At 60.0% G+C, this 26,279-nt stretch carries 23 protein-coding genes and 2 pseudogenes; 13 read left to right on the forward strand and 12 right to left on the reverse strand.

Translation table 11 applies throughout. The features are described from left to right. Window positions 1-62 precede the first annotated feature (62 nt). Complete coding sequence (gcvA, locus tag AC3WP7_RS27635) at window positions 63-968, reverse strand: transcriptional regulator GcvA (protein ID WP_102592911.1); 906 nt, start codon at window positions 966-968, stop codon at window positions 63-65. Between the two features lie 207 nt (window positions 969-1,175). Between gcvA and AC3WP7_RS27640 the strand changes: the two genes are divergently transcribed. The 4 genes from AC3WP7_RS27640 (at window position 1,176) to AC3WP7_RS27655 (ending at window position 5,164) form a co-directional block, all read left to right on the forward strand. Continuing rightward, the gene (locus tag AC3WP7_RS27640; protein ID WP_071488195.1) at window positions 1,176-1,640 is read left to right on the forward strand and encodes a hypothetical protein; all 465 of its coding nucleotides are present in this window, start codon (window positions 1,176-1,178) and stop codon (window positions 1,638-1,640) included. A gap of 261 nt (window positions 1,641-1,901) precedes the next feature. Beyond that, window positions 1,902-2,510, forward strand: a complete 609-nt coding sequence (locus AC3WP7_RS27645; RefSeq protein ID WP_102592910.1) for a LysE family translocator — start codon at window positions 1,902-1,904, stop codon at window positions 2,508-2,510. 695 nt (window positions 2,511-3,205) lie between these two features. After that, a complete protein-coding gene (locus AC3WP7_RS27650) occupies window positions 3,206-4,213 on the forward strand; it encodes a GlxA family transcriptional regulator (RefSeq protein WP_102593142.1) in 1,008 nt (335 codons plus the stop codon). A gap of 36 nt (window positions 4,214-4,249) precedes the next feature. Next, window positions 4,250-5,164, forward strand: coding sequence for an ADP-ribosylglycohydrolase family protein (locus AC3WP7_RS27655; protein WP_102593141.1), 915 nt, complete (start codon window positions 4,250-4,252; stop codon window positions 5,162-5,164). Between the two features lie 199 nt (window positions 5,165-5,363). Here the strand turns inward: AC3WP7_RS27655 and AC3WP7_RS27660 are convergent, their stop codons facing one another. Genes AC3WP7_RS27660 through AC3WP7_RS27680 form a run of 5 tightly spaced genes read right to left on the reverse strand, consistent with a single transcriptional unit; the run spans window position 5,364 to window position 11,779 of the window. Then, window positions 5,364-6,602, reverse strand: a complete 1,239-nt coding sequence (locus AC3WP7_RS27660) for an NAD(P)/FAD-dependent oxidoreductase (RefSeq protein ID WP_102593140.1) — start codon at window positions 6,600-6,602, stop codon at window positions 5,364-5,366. Between the two features lie 3 nt (window positions 6,603-6,605). Continuing rightward, the gene (locus tag AC3WP7_RS27665) at window positions 6,606-8,177 is read right to left on the reverse strand and encodes an aldehyde dehydrogenase (NADP(+)) (RefSeq protein WP_093121058.1); all 1,572 of its coding nucleotides are present in this window, start codon (window positions 8,175-8,177) and stop codon (window positions 6,606-6,608) included. 60 nt (window positions 8,178-8,237) lie between these two features. Then, window positions 8,238-9,185, reverse strand: coding sequence for a dihydrodipicolinate synthase family protein (locus AC3WP7_RS27670; RefSeq protein ID WP_093121057.1), 948 nt, complete (start codon window positions 9,183-9,185; stop codon window positions 8,238-8,240). A 33-nt stretch (window positions 9,186-9,218) separates the two neighbouring features. Further along, complete coding sequence (locus AC3WP7_RS27675; protein ID WP_093513299.1) at window positions 9,219-10,145, reverse strand: 4-hydroxyproline epimerase; 927 nt, start codon at window positions 10,143-10,145, stop codon at window positions 9,219-9,221. 14 nt (window positions 10,146-10,159) lie between these two features. After that, entirely contained in the window at window positions 10,160-11,779 is a 1,620-nt protein-coding gene (locus AC3WP7_RS27680; RefSeq protein WP_102593139.1) for an APC family permease, read from the reverse strand. A 186-nt stretch (window positions 11,780-11,965) separates the two neighbouring features. Here AC3WP7_RS27680 and AC3WP7_RS27685 point away from each other — a divergent pair, with 186 nt between their 5' ends. Together AC3WP7_RS27685 and treS are read left to right on the forward strand one after the other, a co-directional pair. Then, the gene (locus tag AC3WP7_RS27685; protein WP_102593138.1) at window positions 11,966-12,733 is read left to right on the forward strand and encodes an AraC family transcriptional regulator; all 768 of its coding nucleotides are present in this window, start codon (window positions 11,966-11,968) and stop codon (window positions 12,731-12,733) included. Between the two features lie 86 nt (window positions 12,734-12,819). Next, window positions 12,820-14,883: a maltose alpha-D-glucosyltransferase gene (gene treS / locus AC3WP7_RS27690; protein WP_092243799.1), complete on the forward strand. Its 2,064-nt coding sequence runs from the start codon at window positions 12,820-12,822 to the stop codon at window positions 14,881-14,883. 43 nt (window positions 14,884-14,926) lie between these two features. On the opposite strand, the pseudogene AC3WP7_RS27695 reads toward treS, so the two are convergent. Next, a pseudogene (locus AC3WP7_RS27695) lies at window positions 14,927-15,049 on the reverse strand (hypothetical protein); the annotation flags it as partial. 141 nt (window positions 15,050-15,190) lie between these two features. On the opposite strand from AC3WP7_RS27695, the gene pstS reads away from it, so the two are divergent. The 6 genes from pstS to AC3WP7_RS27725 all read left to right on the forward strand — a co-directional run bounded on the left by pstS (window position 15,191) and on the right by AC3WP7_RS27725 (window position 20,308). After that, window positions 15,191-16,219, forward strand: coding sequence for a phosphate ABC transporter substrate-binding protein PstS (gene pstS / locus AC3WP7_RS27700; RefSeq protein ID WP_102593136.1), 1,029 nt, complete (start codon window positions 15,191-15,193; stop codon window positions 16,217-16,219). Between the two features lie 74 nt (window positions 16,220-16,293). Further along, window positions 16,294-17,259 carry a phosphate ABC transporter permease subunit PstC gene (gene pstC, locus AC3WP7_RS27705; RefSeq protein WP_092243790.1) on the forward strand — a complete coding sequence of 322 codons (966 nt, stop codon included), beginning with the start codon at window positions 16,294-16,296 and terminating at the stop codon, window positions 17,257-17,259. Continuing rightward, window positions 17,259-18,152 carry a phosphate ABC transporter permease PstA gene (gene pstA, locus AC3WP7_RS27710; RefSeq protein ID WP_058427836.1) on the forward strand — a complete coding sequence of 298 codons (894 nt, stop codon included), beginning with the start codon at window positions 17,259-17,261 and terminating at the stop codon, window positions 18,150-18,152. Before pstC ends, pstA begins: the two co-directional genes overlap by 1 nt. 76 nt (window positions 18,153-18,228) lie before the next feature. Next, window positions 18,229-18,990, forward strand: a complete 762-nt coding sequence (gene pstB / locus AC3WP7_RS27715) for a phosphate ABC transporter ATP-binding protein PstB (protein ID WP_217649954.1) — start codon at window positions 18,229-18,231, stop codon at window positions 18,988-18,990. A 29-nt stretch (window positions 18,991-19,019) separates the two neighbouring features. Next, the gene (locus AC3WP7_RS27720; protein ID WP_093513294.1) at window positions 19,020-19,718 is read left to right on the forward strand and encodes a hypothetical protein; all 699 of its coding nucleotides are present in this window, start codon (window positions 19,020-19,022) and stop codon (window positions 19,716-19,718) included. Next, complete coding sequence (locus AC3WP7_RS27725; RefSeq protein WP_102593135.1) at window positions 19,718-20,308, forward strand: hypothetical protein; 591 nt, start codon at window positions 19,718-19,720, stop codon at window positions 20,306-20,308. The genes AC3WP7_RS27720 and AC3WP7_RS27725 overlap by 1 nt, the downstream gene beginning before the upstream one ends. A gap of 57 nt (window positions 20,309-20,365) precedes the next feature. On the opposite strand, the gene AC3WP7_RS27730 is transcribed toward AC3WP7_RS27725, so the two are convergent. Next, window positions 20,366-20,971 carry a cysteine hydrolase family protein gene (locus tag AC3WP7_RS27730; RefSeq protein WP_093121050.1) on the reverse strand — a complete coding sequence of 202 codons (606 nt, stop codon included), beginning with the start codon at window positions 20,969-20,971 and terminating at the stop codon, window positions 20,366-20,368. Window positions 20,972-21,168: 197 nt separating this feature from the next. Between AC3WP7_RS27730 and AC3WP7_RS27735 the strand changes: the two genes are divergently transcribed. After that, window positions 21,169-21,366, forward strand: a complete 198-nt coding sequence (locus tag AC3WP7_RS27735; RefSeq protein WP_071488211.1) for a hypothetical protein — start codon at window positions 21,169-21,171, stop codon at window positions 21,364-21,366. 675 nt (window positions 21,367-22,041) lie between these two features. On the opposite strand, the gene AC3WP7_RS27740 is transcribed toward AC3WP7_RS27735, so the two are convergent. The 4 genes and pseudogenes from AC3WP7_RS27740 to istA form a co-directional block, all read right to left on the reverse strand. Beyond that, window positions 22,042-22,209, reverse strand: a complete 168-nt coding sequence (locus AC3WP7_RS27740) for a hypothetical protein (protein ID WP_156682182.1) — start codon at window positions 22,207-22,209, stop codon at window positions 22,042-22,044. Between the two features lie 14 nt (window positions 22,210-22,223). Further along, complete coding sequence (locus tag AC3WP7_RS27745; protein ID WP_158243792.1) at window positions 22,224-23,669, reverse strand: phospholipase effector Tle1 domain-containing protein; 1,446 nt, start codon at window positions 23,667-23,669, stop codon at window positions 22,224-22,226. Beyond that, window positions 23,666-24,388 (reverse strand): ATP-binding protein, encoded by a 723-nt coding sequence (locus AC3WP7_RS27750; RefSeq protein ID WP_371917395.1) that lies wholly within the window; start codon window positions 24,386-24,388, stop codon window positions 23,666-23,668. Before AC3WP7_RS27750 ends, AC3WP7_RS27745 begins: the two co-directional genes overlap by 4 nt. Continuing rightward, window positions 24,381-25,881, reverse strand: a pseudogene (istA, locus tag AC3WP7_RS27755) (IS21 family transposase). The gene AC3WP7_RS27750 and the pseudogene istA overlap by 8 nt, the downstream one beginning before the upstream one ends. Window positions 25,882-26,279 lie beyond the last annotated feature (398 nt).

Below are 26,279 nucleotides of genomic sequence, written 5' to 3' on the forward strand. Positions count from 1 at the left end.
CACCACAAGGGCGTGTTTAACAGCGAAGTCCTTTCATCCTGTCATGAGTGAATGCTCATGCATCACTCATAATTTTGCTGTGCCTGCATCGACTCGGCCAACAGCCAGTTACGAAAGCTGATGATGTGTGGCTGGGTTTCGATCCCTTTGGGGCAGACAAAGTAGTAGCCGACCGGCGACGCGAACGGCAGCTCAAACAGCCTGATCAGGCGGCCGTCGTTGATTTCAGCTTCAACATGGCCGCTTCGCGCCAGCGCAATACCTTGGCCCAGCAGCGCCGCCTCGATGGTCATGTTGGTGTCAGCGAACCTGACGCTTTCCTTGAGGGGTGCAATGCTGACGCCGATATGCTCGAACCAGGCGTCCCACTTGGGCACCAGGTCTGCGCCGTCGCGCGTCAGCAACGGGTAACGCAGCAGCTCAGCGGGCTCGTGGGGCGCGCCGAAACGGTTGAGCAGATCCGGGCTGGCCACCGGGAAGATCTGCTCGCGGAGCATGAATTCCGAGTGCAGGCCGGGATAATTGCCGTTGCCCAGCCGGATGGCCACATCCGGGTCTGAGCTGGAGAACTTGATGGCCTTGTCGCTGGTCTCCAGCGTGATCAGGATTTCCGGATGTTGCTGCGACAGGCTGGGCAACCTGGGCAGCAGCCATTTCAAGGCAAACGAATAGGTGGTGCTGACCTTCAGGCGAACCCGGCCTTTTTGTTCCCGCAGGTCAGCCAGGGTGGCCTCAAGGTTCATGAAAAACTCGCGCACGATGGGCGCCAGTGCGGCCCCGGCCGGGGTCAGCCGCAACGCCTTGCCGCGCTGGAACAGCTGCAGGCCCCACAGGTCTTCGAGGTGCTTGAGTTGGTGGCTGACGGCGCTCTGAGTCACATGCAACTCTTCTGAAGCCGATGTGAACGTCGCATGCCGGGTCGCTACTTCGAAAGCTCGCAGCGTGGCGGTGGGCGGTAGGTCTCTCATGACTGGGGTCCGGGTCGGCGGCTGGCAATTAATCGGCATGAATACAGGTTCATGGTAATGGATTGGCAGGCTTTCACAGAAGCTGTAGACCATGGCCTTGTGAATTGTTGTGAAGCACAGATTAATGGCCCATTGCCCATGCTAACGTCTGTTCCTGGCTATCGTCAGCACGACGATTTCATTCGTACCATCAGGGGAGCAGCGCCGATGTCTACCACCGTAACGCCCGCCGGCAGCGGGGCAAACACACCTAAAGCGTCACCGTCGGCGTTCGATGACAAGTTGAACATCGCCAAGTCCAGCAAAGTGATTGCCGACTACATGCGCCAGACCGGCAAGTCGGCCATTACCAAGCAGGAGCTGACCCAACTGGCCAACAACGCCTCGGGCAAGGTGCCGGCCGAAGTCTGCGATGCGGCCAAGTACATGGAGCGTCATCCCGACGTTTTCACCGCCATCGAAACCCACGATGTGCCGGGCGCCGATAACCTCTCCGGCGTGTGGAACTTCGATTGGGCCGCCAACGGTGGATTGAACGGCACGTCGACCGACGCGATTGCGAAGATGCAAGACACGTTCGATTTCGCGATTGCCAAGTCTGCGCAGATCACCGAGATTTCCACGGGTAAAAAAGCCGAGCTGGATTCGACCAAACAACGGCCGCAGAACTAAAACAGTGCGTTGTACTGTTGACCCTGCAACCCTTGCCAACGGGTTACACGATAGCCCAGGCAAAGAAAAGCCCGCGTGGGGAGCGCGGGCTAAAGGGATGTTCATTAGGAGCTGAGGCCAGCCTAGGCGCTTGTCTGTGAAAGGTTTGTGAAAACCACGGCAAAAAAGTGTATGCCTCAATCCCGCCATGGCTGTACGGGGCAGGGCGGTCGATAACCCTCTACTGTCGCAGGCATACCACTGCCGTTTGGATGCCGCGTCATGTTCATGTCTACCAGCCTGTTGTACGCCTTTGTGCTGTTTGCCTTCGTGTCCTCCATCACGCCCGGGCCCAATAACACCATGCTGCTCGCCTCGGGGGTGAACTTCGGCTTTCGCCGCTCGATGCCCCATGCATTGGGGATCAGCATCGGGTTCATGCTGCTGGTGATTTCGGTGGGGCTGGGGCTGGGCGAAGTGTTCAAGGTGTTCCCGTGGGCCTACACGGTGTTGCGCTACGTGGGGGCTGCGTACTTGCTGTACCTGGCGTGGAAGATCGCGACGGCGGGCGGCATGTCCGACAGCCCTGATGAACAGGGCAAACCCATGACTTTCCTCGGCGCGGCGGCGTTCCAGTGGGTGAACCCCAAGGCCTGGATCATGGCGCTGGGCGCAATCACCACCTACACGCCGGCCGAAGGTTACGTCACCAATGTGCTGGTGATCGCGCTGGTGTTCGCCGTAGTCAACCTGCCCAGTGTGTGTGTATGGGTCGGATGTGGCAGCGGCTTGCGCAATGTGCTGCGTGAGCCGCGCTGGTTGCGCCTGTTCAACTGGACGATGGCCGGGTTGCTGGTGCTGTCGCTGTACCCGATGCTGTTTGCCGGCTGAGCGTCAGACCGGCGAGATGGTCGCGAGCAGGCCGATGCCGATGGTCAGTACCAAAAAGCCGAACAGGAAAAGTGCCATCTTGGTCATAAGGCCTCCGAAGGGAAGGGAGTGGGGATGGAGCCATTGTCCGCCCAGACGGCGTTTCGATACAGACGCAGATAGCAAAGAAAAAACCGTATCAGATGCGCTTGCCGCTGTTCAGCCGGGGGCTTTCAGCGCGTGTGGCTGTTTCAGGATCAGCGCCTGAGGTAGCCAAGTCTTTAAGTAGAACAGGCGATAAGTACACTGTGGCGAGCGGGCTTGCCCCGCGTTGGGCTGCGAAGCAGCCCCAAAACCAGCAGCCACAGAGTGCCTGATTCACCGCATTTCCCCTTCCAGGGTCGCTTCGCAACCCAACGCGGGGCAAGCCCGCTCGTCACAGTTGCAGTGTTCGCCCTTAAGGCGTGGTAACAGCCAGATATGGCCGTTTTTCAAAGACCTGGCGATAACTACTTTGTGGTGAGCGGGCTTGTCCCGCGTTGGGCTGCGAAGCAGCACCAAAACCAGCAGCCATAGAATGCCTGATTCACCGCATTCCCCCTTCCAGGGTCGCTTCGCAACCCAACGCGGGACAAGCCCGCTCGCCACAGCTACAGTGTTCGCCCTTAATGGCCGGTTTTTCAAAGACCTCAACAATAAGAGTGGGCCAACCCTCGATGCAAAGACGTCAATTCAGCGGTGGCATGAAAGGCAAGAACCTGCGCTACCTCAACGAAACCCAACAGCCGGCGTCGGTCACCCGCGTCGGCTTCCTGTTGCTTGAACATTTCTCCCTGCCGGCGTTCACCCAGACCCTCGACACCTTTGTCACCGCCAACCTGCTGCGCCCCGACCTGTTCGCCTCACGCACCTTCGGCTGTGAGGATGGCGAAGTCATCAGCGACCTGGGCCTGGTGATACGCCCCGATGCGCGCCTGGATGCCGGAGCATTGCACGACCTGGACCTGCTGGTGATCTGTGGCGGTTTCCGTACCGAACTCAAGGCTGGCGAAGCCTTCATCCAGCTGCTGCACACCGCCGCCGAACAGGGCATCAGCCTTGCGGGGCTGTGGAACGGCGCCTGGTTCCTCGGCCGTGCCGGCCTGCTGCAAGGCTATCGCTGCGCCATCCACCCCGAACACCGTCCGGCGCTGGCGGAAGTCTCCAAGGCGACCCACGTCACCAGCGAACCCTACGTGATCGACCGCGACCGCCTCACCGCTTCCAGCCCGTCCGGGGCCTTCCATATGGCGCTGGACTGGATCAAGGGCCTGCATGACAAGGCACTCGTCGAAGGCATCGAAGACATCCTGGCCTTCGAAGAGTCCCGCTACCGCCGCATCAAACCCACCGAAAACGTCAGCGTCAGTGCGCCGTTGCGTGAAGTGGTGAAACTGATGGACGCCAACCTCGAAGAACCTTTGGAGCTGGACCAACTGGCGGTCTACGCCGGCCGCTCGCGGCGCCAGTTGGAGCGCTTGTTCAAGGAACAACTGGGCACCACCCCGCAGCGGTACTACATGGAACTGCGCGTGACCGAGGCGCGGCGGCTGTTGCAGCACACCGAGTTGTCGCAGGTGGAGGTGCTGGTGGCATGTGGGTTCGTGTCGCCGAGCCATTTCAGCAAGTGCTATAGCTCGTATTTCGGCTATCGCCCCTCGAAGGAGAAGCGGTTGGTCAAGTAAAGTGCTGACTGACTCACTCTCTTTCAAGGATGACAAATGTCTCTCACGCTTTTGGATCGTTACCGCGGCAGCCTGCTGGGTTTGGCCTGTGGCGACGCAGTGGGTACCACTGTTGAATTCATGCCTCGCGGCACATTCACACCGGTCACTGACATGGTTGGAGGAGGACCGTTCAACCTGAAAGCGGGCCAATGGACAGACGACACCTCGATGGCGTTGTGCCTTGCAGAAAGCTTGTTGCGTAAAGGTGGTTTTGATGCCGCTGACCAGATGGGGCGATACCTGAACTGGTGGAAGTGGGGCTACCTGAGCTCTACCGGTGACTGCTTTGATATAGGCATGACCGTGCGCACGGCGCTCACGGCGTTTGAGTCGCAAGGTGATCCGTTTGCAGGTTCAACAGAGCCTTTTTCCGCAGGCAACGGTTCGATGATGCGCCTCGCGCCGCTGGTGCTGTTTTACTTTCCAAACCTGCAAAGCGTTGATGACTTTTCCCGAGAAAGCTCCCGTACGACTCACGGAGCCCAAGAGGCAATCGAGTGTTGTGTGGTGTTGGCGAGAGCCATCGGTATCGCGTTGAGTGGAGCAACGAAGGTGCACCTGTTGAATATCTCTTGCGCGGGCCTTTCTGCGTCCAAGGTCGTAGCGATTGCCCAGGGGGAGTATTGCAACAAGACCCGTGCGCAGATAACGGGTTCCGGTTACGCCGTGGCGTCATTGGAGGCGGCGCTGTGGTGCGTAAAACATACTGACAGCTTCGCCGACGCGGTGTTGGCTGCCGCGAACCTGGGTGACGACGCTGACACTACTGCCGCCATCGTTGGTCAGTTGGCGGGTGCATATTACGGCGTGCAAGGCATCCCGACGGGTTGGCTGGACAAGCTTTGTATGCGTGATGAAATTGAGGAAATGGCTGATGCACTCTACAGCACGGCTGCTCAAACCCCATGATTAAGCCCCCCGCTTGTGTGACCAGCGGACTAGCTGTGGCGAGCGGGCTTGCCCCGCGTTGGGCTGCGCAGCAGCCCTAAAAACGAACACCGCGTGCTGTCTGACAGGCCGCGGTGTTTTCTATTGGGGCCGCTGCGCAGCCCAACGCGGGGCAAGCCCGCTCGCCACAACAGGCAACTCACCGCAAAAAACGCGTTGGTCAGAATCGGTCCAGACGATAAGGCGTGAATAACGGAGTTTGACCCTTGCTCGCCAACTCCCCAATCATCTCCGCCGTCACCGCCGCCTGCGTCAACCCCAGATGCTGGTGCCCGAACGCAAGCAGCACCATCCCGTCACACACCCGGTCAATCACCGGCAACGAGTCCGGCAGTGACGGCCGAAACCCCATCCACGGTGTTGCCCCCTCTGCACTCAGGTCATTCCGAAACAACCCCTTGCTCAACCGATGCAACTGCCAGGCACGCTGCATATTCGCCGGGCGGTCAAGGCCGGCGAATTCCACTGTACCGGCCAGGCGCAGGCCGTCGGTCATGGGGGTCATGATGAATTTTCGTTCCAGGGAAGTGACGGCAAACGGCAGGCGATGCGGCTCGTGGGGCAGCATCAGGTGATAGCCGCGTTCCGTGTCCAGCGGGACTTTTTTGCCGGTCAGGGCAGCGGTCAATCTGGCTGAGTGGGCGCCGCAGGCAATCAGCACCTGGCGTGCGCTCAGGGGGCCCTGAGCGGTGGTGAGGGAGACGCCGTGTTGGTCAAGCCGCCCATCCAGTACCTGGCGCTTGAGGAACTGCACGCCACTGGCCTTGGCGGCCTCGACCAGTTCGCACACCACCTGGAACGGGTCGAGGAAGTGACCGGTGCCCGGAAAAAACAACCCGCCCTGGATGTGCTCGCTCAACTGCGGCGCAGCCTGGCGTATGGCATCGGCGGTCCAGAACGTCACGGGCACCTGCTGCGCTTGCATGCGCTGCTGCAAGGCCCGGAGCGCGTCGCGTGAGTCCGCTCGTTCGTACACCAACAATGACCCGTCTTCACGCAGCAGGTGCGCGCGTCCGATGCTGGTCAGCAGGCGCTGCCAGGCGCCCAGGCTGCCTTCGTTAAGCGCACGAATACCCGCGACGGTACGCTGATAGCGCGCCGGACGCAGGTTCAACAGCAGCCGCACAAACCAGGGCACGGCGCGCGGCAGGTATTTCCAATCCAGGCGCAGCGGGCCCATGGGGTCCAGCAGCATGCCGGGCAAGCGCATGAGGATCGACACGTCGGCAATCGGGAACACCTGTTCGGTCGCCAGGTGCCCGGCGTTGCCATAGGACGCGCCCATACCGGGTTCCTGTTGATCGACCACCACCACGTGCCGGCCCTGACGCGACAGTTGCAGGGCGCAGGCGACGCCGATAATGCCGGCGCCGACTACGACGATATCGGGATCGGACATGGCCTATGCCTCTCTCTGGCCATCAAGCAAACGCCGCAGCCGCAACGGATTGCCCTGTTGGAGCGCATCCGGCAACAACGCGTCGGGGAAGTCCTGATAGCACACGGGGCGCAAGAACCGCTGGATGGCCGCTGTGCCCACCGAGGTGCTGCGCGGATCCGAGGTGGCGGGGAAGGGGCCGCCGTGGACCATGGCGTCACACACCTCAACGCCAGTCGGCCAGCCATTGACCAGCAGGCGGCCAGCCTTGCGCTCCAGCACCGGCAGCAGGGCCCTAGCGCTTGGCACATCGTCGTCATCCATGTGCAGCGTGGCGGTGAGTTGGCCTTCCAGATGTTCGGATACCCGGCGCACTTCTTCGTTATTCGCGCACACCACAACCAATGAAGCCGCACCGAAGACTTCGGCTTGCAGGTGTTCGTTGCTCAAGAACGCAGTTGCCTGGGTCACGAACAGGTGGGCCTGGCCCTGGTTGGGACCTTCAGTCGCCGAACCCTGTGCGACAACCTCGGCGTGTCCCGTCAGTGTGTCTATGCCTGACGTGTAGGCACTGGCGATGCCGGGTGTCAGCATTGTTTGCGCCGCACAGTTCGGCAGTAACCCACTGGCGGCACTGATGAAGCGATCCAGGGCAGGCCCTTGTACTGCAATCACTAACCCTGGGTTGGTGCAGAACTGCCCCGCACCCTGGGTCAACGACGCCACAAAACCCTGGGCCAATGCTTCAGCCCTGGCTGCCAACGCTGCTGGAAACAGGTACACCGGGTTGATCGAACTCATCTCTGCGTAGACCGGAATCGGCTCCGGCCGTGCCTGCGCTGCCTGGATCAACGCAAGGCCACCGCTGCGCGAGCCGGTAAACCCGACGGCCTTGATGCGCGGGTCGGTCACCAACGCAATGCCCACCTCACGGCCCGAACCGTACAACAGTGAAAACACACCTTCCGGCAGACCGCACGCCTTGACCGCCTGCGCCACCGCACGCCCCACCAGTTCACTGGTGCCCGGGTGCGCGCCGTGGGCCTTGACGACGACCGGGCAACCGGCAGCCAGCGCAGAGGCGGTGTCCCCGCCGGCCACGGAAAATGCCAGTGGAAAGTTGCTGGCGCCAAACACCGCGACCGGGCCCACCGCGATATGGCGTTGGCGCAGGTCTGGGCGAGGCAGGGGTTGGCGTTGCGGTTGTGCGTGATCGACCCGCACATCCAGCCATTCCCCGGCACGCACGGTGCGGGCGAAGGTGCACAGTTGCCCGCAGGTGCGCCCTCGTTCGCCCTGGATGCGGGGGCGAGGCAGGCCGGTTTCGGCGACGGCGCGGTCGATCAACTCATCGCCCAGGGCCTCGATGTGCGCGGCGATGGTCTCAAGGAACGTGGCGCGCACTTCCAAAGAGGTTTCGCGATAGACATCCAATGCCGCCCACGCCAAGGCGCAGGCCTGCGCGACATGCTCGCCGTTGCCGCCGAGGTAGGCCGGTTCCAAGGCGGTATCGGTGGCGGGGTTGATCGCCTGGATTGCTTCGCGATTGCCGGCAGTGGCGTGCTGACCGATCAGCATCTTGCCCGTCAGAGTCATGGGGATTTCCTGGATAAAAGAAGGTTGGCCGCTGCGAGCGTCGCAGCGGCGCGCGAAGGGTCAGGCGACGTTCTGTTCCGCCGACCAGTTGGCGTACCACTGGCGGAACAGGGCGTACTGGTGCTCTGCGTAACGACGCTGGGCATCGCTGAGGGCGTCGGTTTCGTTGAAGTGCAGGGCATAGCCTTGGTCACCGTTCAACACCATCAAGTGCTTGTAATACAGCACCAGGTCGCAGCCCTCGTCGAAGGACGACAGCACCGCCAGCGCGGCCTCCAGCTCACGCGCCTGGCGACGGGCCTTGGCATCGCCCTTGGCAGCTTTTTTACTCAGGGCCACCAGTTGCAGCACTTCCCGAGGCAGCGCGTTGCCGATGCCGGTGATGGCGCCGGTGGCATTGCAGTTGACGAAACCGTGCACCACCTGGGTGTCGACACCCACCATGAGGGTCACGTTGTCGTCCTGGGAGGTGATGTGTTCGGCGGCGTAGCGCAGGTCGGCACCGCCGCCGAATTCCTTGAAACCGATCAGGTTCGGGTGCTCGCGGCGCAGTTCGAAGAACAGCTCGGCGCGGGTCGCGAAGCCGTAGTAGGGGCTGTTGTAGATCACCGCCGGCAGGTTGGGCGCGGCCTTGAGGATCGCCGAGAAGTGCGCCTTTTGTGCAGTGGCGGAGGCACCCCGGGACAGCACACGCGGAATCACCATCAAGCCATGGGCACCGACCTTGGCGGCGTGGGCCGCATGGGCCACGGCTTCACGGCTGTTCACCGCGCCGGTGCCGACGATGGTCGGCACACCGGCCGCCACCAGCCGTGCCACGCCTTCCTGGCGTTCGGCTTCGGTGAGCAACGGCCAGTCACCCATGGAGCCGCAGTACACCACGGCGCTCATGCCGATATCGATCAGCTCGCGGCCCTTGGCGACCAGGGCGTCGAAGTCCGGCTTGCGTTCGGCGGTGCACGGGGTCATCAGGGCAGGGATGCAGCCGGTGAAGATGTTGTCGCTCATTTTTATCACTCCAGTTTCCAGTCGGGGGAGGGCTCAGATGCCCCAGGCAAAAGGGTCTTGCGGGTCGATCAGCAAGGTGCTGTCGGCGGTCATGTGGGCACGGCCGGTGATGAAGGGGCGCACGCGTTCGCCGTCCCATTCGTAGCGACCTTCGAATTGGCTGCCGGTAATGCTGGCTTGCACCCAGGTTTCGCCGGGCGCGAGTTTTTCATCGGCGGCCAGGCAGGCCAGCTTGGCGCTGGTGCCGGTGCCGCAGGGCGAGCGGTCGTAGGCTTTGCCGGGGCACATCACGAAATTGCGGCTGTCGGCGTGGTCGTCGTCGGCGAACAGTTCGACGTGGTCGATCAGTGCACCGTCGGCGCCGTGGATGCCCTGGTCTTCAAGGGCCTTGAGCATTGCCCAGGTGTAGTCGGTGAGGGCGTCGACGTTGTCCATCTGCAGGCGCTGGCCATGCTCCGACACCAGGAAAAACCAGTTGCCGCCCCAGGCGATATCGCCATGGACTATGCCGTGACCGGGCACGAGCACTGCGATCTGCTCGCGATAGCGGTAGGCAGGAACATTGCGCAAGGTCACCGCGCCGTCTTCATGCAGGGTAGCCGCGACCGGCCCGACGGGGGTATCGATCGTGTGCACGCCTGGCGCGATGCGACCCAAGTGATGCAGGGACGCGACCAGGCCAATGGTGCCGTGGCCACACATGCCCAGGTAGCCAGCGTTGTTGAAGAAGATCACTCCGCAGATGGCGCCCGGCGTGACCGGCGCGCAGTACAGCGCACCGACCAGCACATCATTGCCACGTGGCTCCAGGATGCAGGCGCGGCGCCATTGGTCGTGCTCGGTGCGCAGGTGGTGCAGCTGATCGGCAATCGTGACGCCCTCCAGCGCCGGAAAACCGCTCATGACCAGCCGCGTCGGTTCGCCGCCGGTGTGGGAGTCGATCACATGCAATCGCTTCATAAAACGCTCCTGAATCAGTAGGTCGCGGGCGTCAGCGGGGCGCGAGGCTCGTCAACCGCTTCGCTTTCATCGGCTTCATGTTCCAGCCGAACCAAGTGAGCTGGCACGCCAGTGGCGGCGCCCCAGTAGTAAATGCCGAGTGCGCAAGCCGCGACCACAATGGTGTCGAGCGGATGGCCGATCGCACCGATGCCACCAAAACTGCCGAGCTTGGACAGCAGGATGGTCACTGCGTAGAAGCCGATCAGCCAGGCAGACGAGCGCACCTGTTGCTTGAGGTTGAGGTGCGCGGTCGGTACCCAGCGCGCGCACAGCAGATACACCACGAACATCAGGATTTGCAGGCCGAGCAGCCAGGACACCGTGCCCCAGCCGGACCAGTACACGATCAGCGCGGCGATGATGAACGACAGCGGACCGAGCACGGCCATGCCCTTGACCCGGAACGGCCGCGCCATCTGCGGTGCGTTACGGCGCAGTGCGGCGACGGTCACCGGGGCCACCGCGTAGCTGAGGATCAACGCGGCGGACACCACATTGATCAACGCTTCCCAGGACGGGAATGGCAGGGTCCAGAACACCGACAAGCCAAACGTCAGCCACAGCGCCGGACGCGGAATGCCGGACTTCTCATCGATGCGCGTGAAAATCTTGAAGAACGTGCCGGTCTGCGCCCAGCCATACACCACCCGCGGCGTGGCGTTCATGTAGATGTTGCCGCAGCCGCTGGGGGAGATCACCGCATCCGCCACCACCAGGTAGGCCAGCCAGCCCACGCCCAGTGCCAGGGCGATATCCCGGTAAGGCAGCGCCAGTTCCTTGCTGATCCCGGCCCAGCCGTTGGCGAGCATCTGCGTGGGTACGCCACCGAGGAATGCGGTTTGCAGCAGCACGTAGATGGCAGTCGACAGCAACACCGAAAGAATCAACGCAATCGGAATCGTGCGCTGCGGGTTTTTTACTTCACTGGCCACCGAGATGATCGGAGTCAGCCCCAGGTAGGCAAAAATCACCCCGCCGGCCGACACCGCCATCTCGATCCCGGACAGGCCGAACGGCGCGAAGCCCTGCACCTGAAAGTTCGCCGGTTTGAAGAAGGTGAACAGCACACCGATCACCAGCAACGGCACGATGAACTTGAACACGCTGACCAGGTTATTGGCGATGGCGAAGGTTTTCACACTGCGGTAATTGAGCGCGAAAAAAACACAGAGCAGGGCGAACTGCACCAGCCAACCGAGGGTGGTCGGGTCGCTGGAACCGACCTTGGTCAGCTCGGGAAACCAGGCCGCCGCGTATTGGCGCGAGGCGACCACTTCGATGGCGACCAGGCTGGAAAACGCGATCAGCGTGATAAAGCCCATCAGGTAGCCCAGCAACGGGCCATGGGAGTAGACCGGATAGCGCACCACGCCACCGGCGCGGGGGAGTGCGGCGCCCAACTCGCAGTACACAATGCCCAGCAGCAACACCGCGAACCCGCCAATGAGCCAGGAGATGATCCCTGCCGGGCCGGCAATGGCCGACACATGACTGGCTGCGAACAACCAACCCGAACCGAAGATGGCCCCCACCCCGATAAAAGTGAGGTCCATCAATGAAAGTTGTTTCTTGAACTTGCCTTGACCTGACATAGCGTCGCCTTTTTGTGAGTTATTGGATAGGCATGCAGTGGCCATACAGTGAACTCACAGCCGGCGGCGCGATTGATGTTTTTTGCCGACATCGATGACGAAATCGGCACAGTTTTCGTGGCTCGACAGGGCGCCGGGCATCGGGCAATCTGCGTGCGTCGAGGCACTCAACGGGGATCGAAAGTCATGTTGCAGACTGCGTTTGCGGCCCTGTGCCAAGGGAATGAGGCGCATCGGCCCCACAGCATCGAGCAGCTCCTGGCCGGCGTGGTGCAGCTCCTGCCGATGCTGGATGTGATCCCCAACGCGGCGATTTTCATCAAGGACACCCAGGCCCGCTATGTCCTCGCCAACCGCACCCTGGTGCACCGCTGCGGCCTCAAGCAGCTGCAACCGCTGCTGGGCAAGACCAGCGCACAAGTGTTCCCCGCACAACTGGGGCCGGGTTACACCGAGCAGGACCGACGCGTGCTGGAACAGGGCTTTGTGCTGGAAGACCAGCTAGAACTGCACCTGTATGGCACCCGTGAACCCGGCTGGTGCCTGACCCACAAGTGGCCGCTGTACAACCACATGGGCGCGATCATCGGCCTGGCCGGCATCTCGGTCGACCTGCAAACCGCCAGCGAAAGTCACCCCGCCTACCAACGCCTGGCCGCCGTGGACGCGCATATCCGCACGCACTTCAACCGCCGCGTCACCCTCGGTGAGTTGACGCGCATTGCCGGGATTTCCGTGGCGCAGCTGGAGCGTTACTGCAAGCGCGTGTTCCACCTCACCCCCCGGCAAATGATCCAGAAAGTACGGCTGGAACACGCCCATCGGTTATTGCACAGCGACCTGCCGATCACCGAGGTCGCGCTGCAGTGCGGGTACACCGACCACAGCGCGTTTACCCGCCAATTCAAGGCGTCTACGGGGTTTACCCCGAGGCAGTATCGTCAGTTGGCGTAGTCGGCCACATTGCAATGCAACGAATGCCTCCGGTTGTGGCTCCTATGCTTACGAGTAACCTTTGCACGACGACAGGTATCCGACTTATGACCGCGGCTGAAAACAACCATGTGAACTGGCTGGTGGACCAATCGATGCTGCACGCGGCCCGCCAGCGCGCCAAGCTCTATTCGGGCCAGGGCCGGTTGTGGCAGCAGCCTTACGCGCAGACCCGCCCCCGGGACGCTTCGGCGCTGTCGTCGGTATGGTTTACCGCGTACCCGGCATCAATCGTGACCCGCGAAGGCGGCACGGTGCTGGAGGCGCTGGGGGATGAGGCGCTGTGGCATGCTTTGTCGAAAATCGGCATCCAGGGCATCCATAACGGCCCGCTGAAAAAATCCGGCGGCCTGAACGGCATGCAGCACACGCCGACCATCGACGGCAATTTCGACCGCATCAGTTTCGAGATCGACCCGCAGCTGGGCACCGAGGCGCAGTTGCAGGCGTTGACGCGCATGGCGGCGGCGCACAATGCGGTGATCATCGACGATGTGATCCCGTCCCACACCGGCAAGGGCGCGGACTTCCGCCTGGCCGAGATGGCCTACGAGGACTATCCCGGCCTGTACCACATGGTGGAAATCCGCGAAGAAGATTGGTCGTTGCTGCCCGACGTTGCCGAAGGGCGCGATGCGCAGAACCTCAGCCCGGCGCAGGTCGATGCCTTGCGCGACAAGCACTACATCGTCGGCCAGTTGCAGCGGGTGATCTTCTTCGAGCCCGGCGTCAAGGAAACCGACTGGAGCGCCACGGACGTGGTGCTGGGCGTGGATGGCAAGCCGCGTCGCTGGGTGTACCTGCATTACTTCAAGGAAGGCCAGCCATCGCTGAACTGGCTGGACCCGACCTTTGCCGCACAGCAGATGATCATCGGCGACGCTTTGCATGCCATCGATGTGATGGGCGCGAAGATCCTGCGCCTGGACGCCAACGGTTTCCTCGGCGTGGAGCGCAAGCTGGACGGTACGGCCTGGTCCGAAAGCCATCCGCTGTCGATCACCGGCAACCAGTTGCTGGGCGGGGCGATTCGCAAGGCGGGCGGTTTCAGTTTCCAGGAGTTGAACCTCACCGTGGATGACATCGCGTCCATGTCCCATGGCGGCGCCGACCTGTCCTATGACTTCATCACCCGTCCCGCTTACCAGCACGCGTTGCTGATGGGCGACGCCGAGTTCCTGCGCCTGATGCTGCGCGAAATGCACCGCCAGGGCATCGACCCCGGCTCACTGATCCACGCGTTGCAGAACCACGATGAACTGACCCTGGAACTGGTGCACTTCTGGACTTTGCATGCCCATGACACGTTCCTGTACCAGGGCCAGACCTTTCCCGGGAATATCCTGCGCGAGCATATCCGTGAGCAGATGTATGAGCGATTGACGGGCGAGCAGGCACCGTACAACCTCAAGTTCGTCACCAACGGTGTGTCCTGCACCACCGCCAGCATCATCACGGCGGCATTGGGCATCCGAGACCTGGACGCCATCACCCAAGCGGATATCCAGCAGATCCGCCAGATCCATTTGCTGCTGGTGATGTACAACGCCATGCAGCCGGGGGTGTTTGCCTTGTCGGGTTGGGACCTGGTGGGTGCGCTGCCGCTGGCGGCCGAAGAGGTTGAACACTTGATGCAGGACGGCGATACGCGCTGGATTCATCGCGGGGCTTATGACCTGGTGGATTTGAACCCGGACGCCGAATTGTCCGCAGGCCAGATGCCGCGCTCGAAAAGCCTGTATGGCAGCCTCAATAGCCAATTGCAGGACCCCGAGTCGTTTGCCTCGCAGCTGCAAAAAATCCTCGCGGTGCGCCGTGCCTACGACATCGCCGCCAGCCGCCAGATCCAGGTGCCGGAAGTGGAAAACCCGGGGCTGCTGGTGATGGTCCACGAATTGCCCGCCGGCAAAGGCATCCAAATCACCGCGTTGAACTTCGGTGCCACGCCCATCACCGAAATCCTGCATTTACCGGATATTGGCGCGGGCATGGTGGTGGACATCATCAATGAGCGGGTCGAGGGTGACTTGACGGCTCAGGGCGAGTTTACGATTACGCTGGATGCCTATGAGGGCCTGGCGCTGCGGGTGGTGAGCAACTCGCCCGTGTAATGGCGGGAGCGAGCTGATTCAGGAGAGCTGCGGCATGATCAGCTCCGCCGGCTGGCGGGCGTGAGACATAGCGCCGGAAGTACCACTGGGTCTGTTCGCGGTCATTCGGCGCGGGCAGGGCGCCTTCGATCGAGGACGTGGACCGTGGCAACGTCTTAGTCTCAATTTGTTACTAACCAATGACGTCAAAATGCCGGATTGCGGCGGGAGAGGGGGACAACCAGGCGTTTTGCCATTCCACATTCATAAAACCGTAACAAGATTGTTGCAGAGTTCCCCAGCCCGTAATTCACAAGGATTTTCCTGAATGAAACGTCTGATGAAGTCTGCTGCACTCGCCGTTGCGGTTTCTCTCAGTGCCACCTCGGTGTTTGCTGCCGAGAGCATCCGTCTGACCGGTTCCGGTGCGAGTTTCCCAGCGCCGATCTACCTCACCTGGTTCAAGGATTTCAGCAAGAAGAGCGAGGGCGTCACCGTTGACTACCAGTCCAAGGGTAGCGGTGCGGGTGTACAGGACTTCCTGAATAAAACCGTCGATTTCGCCGCCAGCGACTCGGCCATGAAAGACGAAGACATCGCCAAGGTGGCCGAAGGCGTGCAACTGCTGCCGATGACGGCGGGTGAAATCGTGCTGGCGTTCAACTTGCCGGGCAATCCTAAAGCGCTCAAGTTGCCGCGCGACGTTTACTCCAACATCTTCCTGGGCAAGATCACCAAGTGGAACGATCCGAAGATCGCTGCCGCCAACCCAGGCCTGAAACTGCCGGATCTGCCGATCACTGTGGTCGTGCGTGCAGACTCCAGCGGCACCACTGCGGTATTCACCAAGCACTTGGCAGCGATCAACCCTGAGTTCCAGAAAGACCTGGGCGAAGGCAACACCGTCAACTGGCCCGCCAGCGACAAGTTCATCAAATCGCCGAAGAACGACGGCGTGACCGCCACCGTGCGCCAGACCCCGGGTGCCATCGGTTACATCGAATACGGCTTCGCCAAACTGGCCAAGGTTGACTTTGCCCAGCTGCAGAACAAGGCCGGCAAATACGTGGTACCGAACGCCGAAAGCGGCGCCGAAGCCCTGGCTGCGGTGAAAATGCCGGAAAGCCTGGTGGCCTGGCTGCCGGATCCGGATGGCGCCAAGTCCTACCCGATCACTTCCTACACCTGGATGATCTTCCGCAAGGACAACGGCAACCCAGCCAAAGCCAAAGCCATGCGTGAAATGGTCGAGTACAGCCTGACCGAAGGTCAGAAAATCGCCGACTCGATGGGCTACATCCCACTGCCTCCATCGGTTGTCGATCAAGTGCGCAAAGCTTCCGCCAACATCCAGTAAGGCTCGCCAGGCCACTCCCGGCATGGGCCGTCAGCCATGTCGGGAGCGATCCCCCCTTGTTCCGGAATCAACCAATGAACAAACCCTTTGTCGTACCGGTCAACCCGGATTCTGCGTGCCAGCCACCCTCTACGAAGGATTTCCTGGTTGACCGTACCTTCCGTGCGCTTGCACGCATAGGCGTGGTGTTGGTGCTGGCGCTGGTGTTCGCGCTGGTCTTCGAAGTAGGGCGCAAGGCACTTCCCGGCATGGAAAAGCACGGTTTCGACGTGCTGTTCGGCAGTGTCTGGGACGTTAACCAAGGCAAGTACGGCATTCTGCCAGCTATTTGGGGCACACTTTACAGCGCCCTTATCGCGTTGCTGATCGCGGGTTTTTTCGGCGTCAGCATGGCGATCTTCCTCACCCAGGATTTCCTGCCGGCAAAACTGGCAGCGGTGTTTCGCACCATCGTCGAATTGCTCGCCGCCATCCCCAGCGTGGTCTACGGCCTGTGGGGCATTTATGTGGTTATCCCGGCCATCCGCCCGCTCACTGCGTGGCTCAACAGCGAACTCGGCTGGATTCCTTTTTTCGGCACGTCCCTCAGCGGGCCTGGCCTGTTACCGGCTGCATTGGTGCTGGCGATCATGATCCTGCCGACCATCGCCGCCGTTTCCCAGGACGCCCTCACCGCAGTGCCTATGAAAACCAAGCAAGCGGCCTACGGCATGGGCACTACCCACTGGGAAGCGATTCTCAAGGTGATGGTGCCGTCCGCTGCGACCGGTATTTTCGGTTCCCTGGTGCTCGGCCTGGGTCGTGCCCTGGGTGAAACCATGGCGCTGGCCATGCTGGTCGGTAACGCCAACAACATTTCGCTGTCGCTGTTTGCGCCGGCCAACACCCTGGCGGCCCTGTTGGCGCTGAACTTCCCCGAAGCCGGCCCCAACGAGATCGAAGTGTTGATGTACGCCGCGCTGGTGCTGATGTTCATCACGCTGCTGGTGAACATCATCGGTTCGATGATCATGGTCTACGCCCAGCGGGGGACTAAATAATGACTGACCTTTCTACGCCTATGACGGCGATGCCGAGCCTGCAGCGCCGGTTCGAAGGCCGTGCCCTGCGCAGTCTGGTGCTGACCACCCTGGTGTGGTTCGGCGCGCTGCTGGCCAGCGTGCCGCTGATTTCCGTGCTCTACATGCTGATCACCCGTGGCGGTGCGCGCCTGAGCCTGGAAGTGTTCACCGAATTGCCACCTACCGGTTTCGAGACTGGCGGCGGTTTTGGCAATGCCATGGCCGGCACCTTCGTGATGGTCGGTATTGCCGCCGCCATCGCGGTGCCGGTCGGCATCCTGGCGGCGATTTTCCTCGCGGAGTTGGGGCCGGACAGCAAGCTGGCGAACGCCTCGCGCTTTGCCGCCAAGATGCTCACCGGCTTGCCATCGATCCTGGCGGGTGTGTTCGCCTACGCTCTGGTGGTGATGACTACCGGCACATACTCGGCCCCGGCCGGTGGCGTGGCGCTGGCCGTGCTGATGCTGCCGATCGTGGTACTCACGGCTGAAGAGTCGATGAAAATGGTGCCCAAGATCATGAAGGACGCCGCCTACGGCATGGGCTGCACCCGCTCGCAGGTGATCTGGAAAATCGTCTTGCCCACCGGCATGCCCGCGATCCTCACGGGCGTCATGCTCGCCGTGGCCCGCGCCGCCGGCGAAACCGCACCGCTGTTGTTCACCGCGCTGTTCAGCAACTACTGGATCTACCACGACGGCAGCCTGGCAGTGATGAATCCGACGGCGTCCCTGGCCGTGCTGATTTACAACTTCTCCGGCATGCCGTTCGACAACCAGCTCGAACTTGCCTGGGCGGCTTCGTTGGTGCTGGTGATGATCGTGCTGGTCGTGAATATCGTGAGCCGTATTTTCGGCAAGCCCAAGTACTAAGAACGGGAGCATCTGAATTTTGAACATGTCAACTGCGCAAGTAGCCGCTCCGTTTATCACCCAGTCGCCTGTGGTCATGGACTGCAAGCTGGACAAGATTTTCTACGGCAACTTCATGGCGGTGCGTGACAGCCATGTGCCGATCGAGAAAAACAAGATCACCGGCTTCATCGGCCCGTCCGGATGCGGCAAATCCACGGTGCTGCGTAGTCTCAACCGCATGAACGACCTGGTGAAGGGCTTCCGTTTCGAAGGCCACGTGCACTTCCTCGGCCAGGACGTGTACGGCAAGGGCGTTGACCCGGTAGTCGTGCGCCGTTACATCGGCATGGTGTTCCAGCAGCCGAACCCGTTTTCGATGAGCATTTTCGACAATGTGGCCTTTGGCCTGCGCCTGAACCGCTACAAAGGCGACCTCGGCGACCGCGTCAAACACGCCCTGCAAGGCGCTGCGCTGTGGGATGAGGTCAAGGACAAGCTCAAGGTCAGCGGCCTCTCGCTGTCCGGCGGCCAGCAGCAACGCCTGTGCATCGCCCGCGCCATCGCCACCGAGCCGGAAGTGCTGTTGCTGGACGAACCGTGCTCGGCACTCGACCCCATCGCCACACGCCGTGTCGAAGAACTGATGGTCGAGTTGAAAAAGGACTACACCATCGCGCTGGTCACCCACAACATGCAGCAGGCGATTCGTGTGGCCGATACCACTGCGTTTTTCTCGGTGGACATCTCCCAGGGCACCCGTACCGGTTACCTGGTGGAAATGGGCGCGACCACGCAGATCTTCGAAAACCCGCGCGAACAAATGACCGGGGACTACATCAGCGGCAAGTTCAGCTGACCCGCCATTCTCCGTTTTCAGGATTGCCAATGACTGCAACACGTCGTCTTGATTTGCTCGCCATCGAACGCGCCCTGCGTGAGGTCCAGAGCCGTTTTGCCCAGCTCAGCCGGGACTTTACCGAGCCACGCGACCCCCTGACGGACGAAGTGTTGCAGAATGTGCTTGAAGGCTACGCCTTGATTGACGACTATGTTGCGCGCGGTGTGGATCTGTTCGACCTTCAGCAGTTGAACCTGATGCTGGAGATCAACGCCACCGTGCTGTGCGGCACAGACCCGGGACGCCGGCGTGAATACGCCCAGCACCTGGCGGCCACCGAAGTGCACTTTTTCAATAATGTCGAAGGTGGCATCAAGGACTTGTACAACTGGTACTGCAAGCACCACAGCGAGTCGGTGTGGAAGCGGGCCGCCGGGGTGTATGTGCGAGTGCTCAGCAAGCCGCAGTTGTTCATTGAAGGCAACCACCGCAGTGGCTCGCTGATCGTCAGCTACCTGTTGATGCGCGAGGGGTTGCCACCGTTTGTGCTGACGCTGGACAACGCCGAGGGCTATTTCAACCCGTCCTCGGTCATACGTAACTCCGCCAAGCATGGCGTCATGGCTTTGTACGAATTACCGAAGATCAAGAAAAAATATGCCGCGTTCCTGGAAGACAAGGCCCCTGATCCAATGGAGTTTTTCCTGAGCGACACACCTGTGCCTGTGTATCAGGGAAATCAATGATGGGAAGGTACCCCGTGCTCGACACAATCAAGCAGGTGTTCAAGCGTCAACGCATCCGTATCTCATTCGATATCGATGACACGCTGGCCTGCCAGCTGCACCACAGCGCGACCGAACACAGCCGCTTGCCGGCGTGTATGCACCGTTGGCTGGGTGAGCCGCTGCGCAGCGGCACCCGGTCCCTGACCCGCGAGCTGCGCCGCCAGGGCTGCAGTGTGTGGGTCTACACCTCGTCGGGTCGTACGCCGTCCTACATCCGTCGTTGGTTGCTGCTGTACGGCATTCATGTGGACGGCGTCGTCAACAGCGTGCGACACAACCAGGCTCTCACCGAGCGTGGGCTGACGAGCACACCGTCGAAATTCCCACCAGCCTTCGACATCGACTTGCACGTCGATGACTCCGAGGGTGTGCAGCTTGAAGGTGTCGACCATGGTTTTCGCGTGGTGGTCGTCGACCCGGAAGACGAGCAGTGGGCGCAACGCGTGTTGGATGCGGTCGCGCAGGTCCGGGCGCAGCTTGCACGGCAGCAACCGCAGCGGCACAAGGTGCCGGTGCAGGCTTATCCGGGGTTGACGCTGAACGGTTGAGCGCAATAACGGGCATCAAGCAAAAGGGGCAACTGATTGATCAGTCGCCCCTTTTTTCTACTTGGCGCTCAATGCGTCCAGGAACTCGGTATGCCGTAACGCCTGGGAAAACATCGGCAGGGTGAAGTTCTCGGCAGCCTTTTGCTGTTCTTCGGTGAATGTCGCCGTGCAATCGGTCAGGGTCACGACGTTGTAGCCTTTTTCATAGCCTGAGCGCACGGTGCCCTCGACACAGCAGTTGGTCAGGAACCCTGCCACTACCAGGTTGTGGATGCCGTTGTTGCGCAGCACCAAGTCCAGTCCCGTGGTTGCAAACCCATCCAGCCCGCGCTTGCCCTCCACGAGGATGTCGCTGGTTTCACGGGGAATCGCATCGGTGATTTCGGCTCCCCAACTGCCTGTGCGAAACGCGCTGCCGTCGGCAACGCCTTTGAGAATCCCATAGTCACGCGTGGTCAGTTCGGGATAGCCATCGGCGAACTGGATTGGCAGGTGAATGATCCTTACGCCCGACTTGCGTGCCTGTTGCACCGTGGTTGCGGTGTTGGCCAGCATGTCGGACTGCTGCATGACGTCTTTGACGGCGTCATGAAACACGCCCCCTGGCGTGGTGAAGTCGTTCTGGAACTCGATCAGGACAAGGGCTGTGGCGTTTGGATTCATGTCGGGTCTCCGATAGGGTTGATGATAGAGGGGCGGCGTGTCGCTTCAGCATAGACACCTCTGGCGCGTTATCCCGCAACCACCGGTTTGACCCTGGTTTTATATTTCGCCATTCGTCTAATGCCGGGCACTCCAGACGCCGTGCCGTCTCTGAACAATAAGCGCGGATAACCCGAGCCTACAAATGGAGAACCCGTATGGACATCAATGAAAACGCCCCAGGGAATATTTCACAACAGGACGTGACCCGCGGCACAGACAACGAGACCGGGCATGATCCAAGGCATGACGAGGATAATATCCCGCTCCCGCCAGACGACGAGGCACCGCTTGAAGAGGATATGTCTGACGTGGATGCTGCCGATTCAGTCGCGCGGGAACACCCCGACAATTGATGAGCCTCCCGGCACAAAAAATCCCTACCTTTGCGTAGGGATTTTTGTTGGGCCGGTCGGCTGCTGATCAGTAGAGGGTGCGAGGCAGGCTACACATCGTTCCCGTCTGGAGATTGGCAAGCGTTGATTTGCACAGGGAAAGTACCGTCAGGCCAGGGGGGCTCTGAGGATGGAAACGAAAAAACCCGACCTGGGGCGGGTTTTAAAAGGCTTCATGGACGTTACTGGCTGCCCATGGAACAAGAGATGGTGCCCGAACCCGGAATCGAACAGAAGCATATGCTTTTGAAAATAAACAATTATTTCCATCGCTTCGGGCGCCTCTATCCCTAAAAGTATCCTTTTGGCCAGGTAATTTGCGCGTCTGGATGCGGGACGATTTACGGAAGTTATTACGTTGAATCTTGTAGTTTCGTGAGATTTTTTTGTTTGAACGTTCGGACAAAAAGGTATCAATAGTGGGGATGGTTTTGAAAGGAAGGGGAGGAGAAATTCCAGCAGATTTGTCTCTGTATTTTATGAAAGATGGGAATCGAACGGGGATCTCAGGTAACTTCCGTTAGTCGGTAGCTCGCTGCCCTCGTCTGTCTGGAGGAGGGGTCACTCAGTTGCCATCGGATCATTGATGTGTCCATCAACGATCCTCCACTTGGCACTGGCGATCAACGGCCAGTACTAGAACACACCTGTAAGGCTGGTGTGCAGCACCGCGACGCATTCACGGAAGGGAAGTTGACGCTCGCCGCCTTCGCCACGGCCGTTGTACAGCGCCTTGGAAATAATCGGGCGGTCGATATCGCCATTGATGAAGTACACCAGCACTTCCTGACCAATCCGTTTCATTAGAACATAAAAGATCAGCGCACCGGAGGCAAGCCGTTGGGCAGCTGGTTTTTTATGGCCTCTTCTGCACGTTGCCGCGTGGCTTCGACAACCTTACCTGGGAGGCCGCTGGCGCTGTCCTTGATCCGATCCGTCAAGGCTCCAGCGCCATCGATAACGTGCGTGGCCCTTTCCTGAAGCTCTTCGGTCCATTGCCCCAAGTGCCGCCCGGCTTCATCGATGACTGACAGCACCTCATGGTCATGATCGAATATGCGTCGGTATTGCCCCGACCCGTTGGCTTCGCGGCGGGTGCCGCTGCCCATGCCGTGCTCCACTACCAAACCTGCGAAGCCCATGTTGTCGCGTAGGTCCGGGGCGTCAGTGTCGCTCATCACTGGGATCACAGGTGCAGCAGTCGAGTCTGCTTTCGGGCTGTTGGCGTCATAGACGCGTTGCTCAAAGTGGTTGAGCGCATAGTGGTTGGCGGCCCGCACGTACTGATGGGCGTTTATTTTTGTGATGCGAGACAGGGCCATCAGTTGCTCGTAGGCATCTTTCTTTTTGCGGATTTCGTTGACGAAGACTTTCTTGTCCCATTGGGTTAACGGCCCCAACAGCCAGAATCCCGCGTGGGAGTCGTGAACATAACGGTCGAAAAATTCATCCACCAAGGGCGGAATCGAAGTGTTGGCGTTGACTATGCGCAGTAAATCGCTTTGGGTTTGGCTGGGTATACCGGGCTTGGGTTGGCGGGTCATGCCGACACCGGGCATGTAGCGTTCCTCGATAATCGGTTCATGGGCCTTGCGCGCCTGTTCGACGTCGGTGCGCCAGTCGAGTTCGGCTTCCCAGAGGTCTTGTCGGTCCTGTGGATTGGCGTTGGCCCAGCTGTGCATAGCCTTGAACTGAGTATCGGTTTGTTTGCTGGCACGCCAGCGCCAGTAGTGCTGCATCTGCGTGTGCATGCGGCTTTCCACTACGCCACGGCGGCTACCGGCGAGGTTTTCTTTTTGCTCGTTAGCTTCGAGGGTCCAGTCGGTGTAGGCCATGAAGGCGGCGTGCATGGCGGGGTCGATGGCAAAATCCTTTTCCGCTCGTTCGTCCATTTGTGAGCGATGAATCAACCTGACTCCCGCTGTGAACGCTTCCTCGTACATATCATTCAAGGTGATTTGCGACATCAGTGTGCTGCGACCGCCGAGGGACTTGCCCTGTTCGCCGGGGCCGTATCCCCCGCCGATATCCGAGTGTGTGCCGGGGTAAACATATTCGCGGGTATTGGCCGGCCAGCTACCGCCATCGCTTACCGTGGACAGCGGGAACGAACGGCCGATCTCATGGCCGGCCTTGATGGCCAAGTTGTTATGGGCCCAGTCCAGGAAGCCGCGACCGATTGGGGAGGAGTCGGCAATGCCTACCGAGGCCACCGTGTCAAAAAGGCCGAGAAAGCGGATGTTGACTTTGGCTTCGCCGATCACACCGCCACACATGTCTTGAATCCAATTGCAAAACACACGGCTTCGGCGGCACTACAGGAAAAACCAAATACCGAGAGGTGCAATTGGGTGATGCGTGGCCGTTCATATTGCATGGCTTTCATCAAGCGCTGATTGATGCTGATAAAAATACGACGTACTTCCTTTTCCTCAATGGCGTGACGGAAATAAGTGCTGAGGTCTTTGGTAACCAGGATTTTCATTTCGCTTTCTTGGAGAAGGTCTGACTTATAAAAAGAGCGATGGATAGCATTGTATAAGTTCAACATGGCCCAATGAATGCGGGCTTCTCCACCCATTGCAAAGCTTTTGCCTTCGCTGGACTCTGTCAACTCACCAATTTCTTTGAAAGGCGTACCGACTCCTGGCAGGTAATAGGCAAAGTGGGTCTTTCTAATGAACACGACATTCTGCGCGGTCTCAGTGAATGCCAAGCTGGATAGATCGCCGACGAACCGGGCATCAGCGCTGGAAGCGCTGAAGTCAAAGCCGGCTAAATCACGATGCATGGGGAGTTTTGCCATGTTCATCTGGTGGTTCACCGAGCGCACCACGCGATCCGCCTGTTCCTGTTGAAGCAGATGCTCCAGCAGCCACTTCGATGAAGCCGTCGAGGCGGTTCCTTGAGAGGCCAGTTCGTCCCAGGCACTGGCCATGCCGTGCAGGCGCAGTTCTTTGAGTTCTGTCATTAAGTCACGTATTGCGGTTCTCCTCATCTGCCGTACGGAGCTGGTCGTAGCGAGCCGTATTGGCAACAGGCGCCACCTTGAATTGCAGGGTGGTTTCTACGCAGGGAGGTGGTGCCGTGGAGGTCAGGCGGGCAAGGACATTGAGGATGTGATCGGCGCTCAGACTTCCCGACTCAAGCACCAGCTCCACCGCAACCAGCACCGGTTCGAGACCGTCGATAGGTTCAGCAGCCAGTACCTGCATCATGATTCGATCACCGTTGGTGTGACGCCTCAGTCCCCGTTTGATAAGCAGCAACGGCTTCGGTAGATCAGCAAATGGCGCGCCGTTACGCAGTGCGCCGGGCTTGCGTTCGTTAAGCGGGATGTAATGCTGCCAGTCAAAACTGACCTGATCTCGATCAAAGAGGCACTCGTGACTGCCAATCACCGTTTCATCGGCGATGACCACGATCCGGGATGGATAAAGACGACTGCTAACCCACTGGCCGACGCGCTCACATAGTACTGAATAGCGATTTCGCGCCACGCTGATTAGGCAGGTGCTGGAGACCCGCACGGTACGTTCGATGTAGCCATCAAACGCTGTCGGCATCGGCATCATTTCGACCCGCTCCAGCTCCAAGACCTCGGCCACCGTCAGCCCGTTGTACTGCGGATGCACCAGCTCGCTGCAGAGTGACCGGCAGCGTTGACCGAGCCAGATATTCAGTTCTTCAAAGGTGTGGAACATGCAGTTTTGAGCATCGAGCCAGATACGCCGCCGGCTGTCCTGTACGTTCTTTTCGACGATGCCCTTTTTCCCAGCCGGAGGCTACGTTGCAGAAGTCGGGATCGAACAAGTAGTGGGCACACATGACAGCAAACCGGGCATTCACCGTGCGGCCTTTACCTTTGTTGACCTTGTCGACAGCCGGTTTTCATGTTGTCGTAAATACCGCGACGCGGAACTCCGCCAAGCGCTCCAAACGAGCGCGTATGGGCGTCGAACAACATCTCGTGGCCTTGGCTGGGATAGGCAACCAACCAGAACGCGCGACTGGCACACGGCTTCATGTGGGAGACCTGGATGCGTCGAAATAGGCCGCCGATCAGCAGACCTTCTTCGCTCCAGTCAAATTGAAAGCCTCACCCAGAGCAAAAGTCAGTGGCACAAAAGCACGTAAAGACTTGCCTTGCTCACCTCGCCAAGTGCGCACAAACCCCGTGAGCTGGCTGTAGCCGCCGTCATAACCCTCGGCCCTAATCTGTTCGAAAAGTGCTTTGGCGCTTCTACGGTTATGCTTCGCCCGGAACGAATCGGCTTTCAGCGCCTGTTCTAGCGTGTCGTGGAATGGGCTGAGTTTGTTGAAGATTGCGCACCGTTGGTACGCCGGTTGAGTAGCTTCGGGCGCTCTGACCCACTTTCGGATGGTATTTCTCGACAGCCCGGTAAGCTTGGCTATCTGATGCAGCGAGAGCTTGTCGCGGAAGTACATCCGCCGGATTTTTCCCAACATTTCCATGCTGATCACCCTGTGTTCTCCTGCTCGAAAAGTGAGCAGAAGCAGTTGAACACCTGGGTCAGTTTTCAGTCGGCAGAACAGCCTCTACTGGGTCAGTTTTCGGTCAGCGGCAACAGTATGCGGTAATTCCGCACGTACAGATCTATGCGGGGGGGGGATAGGCGACTGCATTCCTACCGCGACCAGTGAAGGTCATTTGTTCGATGAGTGAAGGAGATATCAAGTCGGGAAATCTTGCGCATGAATATTTATTAAAAATACATCAATTGATCAAACTTTGTTATTTGTACAGCGGCAAAACCTCGGACGCACACATACTTGTATAGCTTTAATGCTAACTCCCTGCCGTCAAAGGTCGAATATAAGCAGAGGTAGCTGGTGAAAAAATGTGAATTTTG

This window comes from Pseudomonas sp. FW305-3-2-15-C-LB1, from assembly GCF_058787615.1.

What these genes read in the sequence shown, in the direction of transcription:
- AC3WP7_RS27640 (WP_071488195.1), top strand. Translation starts at nt 1,176, where the DNA reads ATGTCTACCACCGTAACGCCCGCCGGCAGCGGGGCAAACACACCTAAA.
- pstC (WP_092243790.1), top strand. Translation starts at nt 16,294, where the DNA reads ATGAACAAACCCTTTGTCGTACCGGTCAACCCGGATTCTGCGTGCCAG.
- AC3WP7_RS27725 (WP_102593135.1), top strand. Translation starts at nt 19,718, where the DNA reads ATGGGAAGGTACCCCGTGCTCGACACAATCAAGCAGGTGTTCAAGCGT.
- AC3WP7_RS27730 (WP_093121050.1), bottom strand. Translation starts at nt 20,971, where the DNA reads ATGAATCCAAACGCCACAGCCCTTGTCCTGATCGAGTTCCAGAACGAC.
- AC3WP7_RS27675 (WP_093513299.1), bottom strand. Translation starts at nt 10,145, where the DNA reads ATGAAGCGATTGCATGTGATCGACTCCCACACCGGCGGCGAACCGACG.
- AC3WP7_RS27650 (WP_102593142.1), top strand. Translation starts at nt 3,206, where the DNA reads ATGCAAAGACGTCAATTCAGCGGTGGCATGAAAGGCAAGAACCTGCGC.
- gcvA (WP_102592911.1), bottom strand. Translation starts at nt 968, where the DNA reads ATGAGAGACCTACCGCCCACCGCCACGCTGCGAGCTTTCGAAGTAGCG.
- pstS (WP_102593136.1), top strand. Translation starts at nt 15,191, where the DNA reads ATGAAACGTCTGATGAAGTCTGCTGCACTCGCCGTTGCGGTTTCTCTC.
- AC3WP7_RS27660 (WP_102593140.1), bottom strand. Translation starts at nt 6,602, where the DNA reads ATGTCCGATCCCGATATCGTCGTAGTCGGCGCCGGCATTATCGGCGTC.
- AC3WP7_RS27645 (WP_102592910.1), top strand. Translation starts at nt 1,902, where the DNA reads ATGTTCATGTCTACCAGCCTGTTGTACGCCTTTGTGCTGTTTGCCTTC.
- AC3WP7_RS27740 (WP_156682182.1), bottom strand. Translation starts at nt 22,209, where the DNA reads ATGAAACGGATTGGTCAGGAAGTGCTGGTGTACTTCATCAATGGCGAT.
- AC3WP7_RS27720 (WP_093513294.1), top strand. Translation starts at nt 19,020, where the DNA reads ATGACTGCAACACGTCGTCTTGATTTGCTCGCCATCGAACGCGCCCTG.
- AC3WP7_RS27735 (WP_071488211.1), top strand. Translation starts at nt 21,169, where the DNA reads ATGGACATCAATGAAAACGCCCCAGGGAATATTTCACAACAGGACGTG.
- treS (WP_092243799.1), top strand. Translation starts at nt 12,820, where the DNA reads ATGACCGCGGCTGAAAACAACCATGTGAACTGGCTGGTGGACCAATCG.
- pstB (WP_217649954.1), top strand. Translation starts at nt 18,229, where the DNA reads ATGGACTGCAAGCTGGACAAGATTTTCTACGGCAACTTCATGGCGGTG.
- pstA (WP_058427836.1), top strand. Translation starts at nt 17,259, where the DNA reads ATGACTGACCTTTCTACGCCTATGACGGCGATGCCGAGCCTGCAGCGC.
- AC3WP7_RS27655 (WP_102593141.1), top strand. Translation starts at nt 4,250, where the DNA reads ATGTCTCTCACGCTTTTGGATCGTTACCGCGGCAGCCTGCTGGGTTTG.
- AC3WP7_RS27670 (WP_093121057.1), bottom strand. Translation starts at nt 9,185, where the DNA reads ATGAGCGACAACATCTTCACCGGCTGCATCCCTGCCCTGATGACCCCG.
- AC3WP7_RS27665 (WP_093121058.1), bottom strand. Translation starts at nt 8,177, where the DNA reads ATGACTCTGACGGGCAAGATGCTGATCGGTCAGCACGCCACTGCCGGC.
- AC3WP7_RS27685 (WP_102593138.1), top strand. Translation starts at nt 11,966, where the DNA reads ATGTTGCAGACTGCGTTTGCGGCCCTGTGCCAAGGGAATGAGGCGCAT.
- AC3WP7_RS27680 (WP_102593139.1), bottom strand. Translation starts at nt 11,779, where the DNA reads ATGTCAGGTCAAGGCAAGTTCAAGAAACAACTTTCATTGATGGACCTC.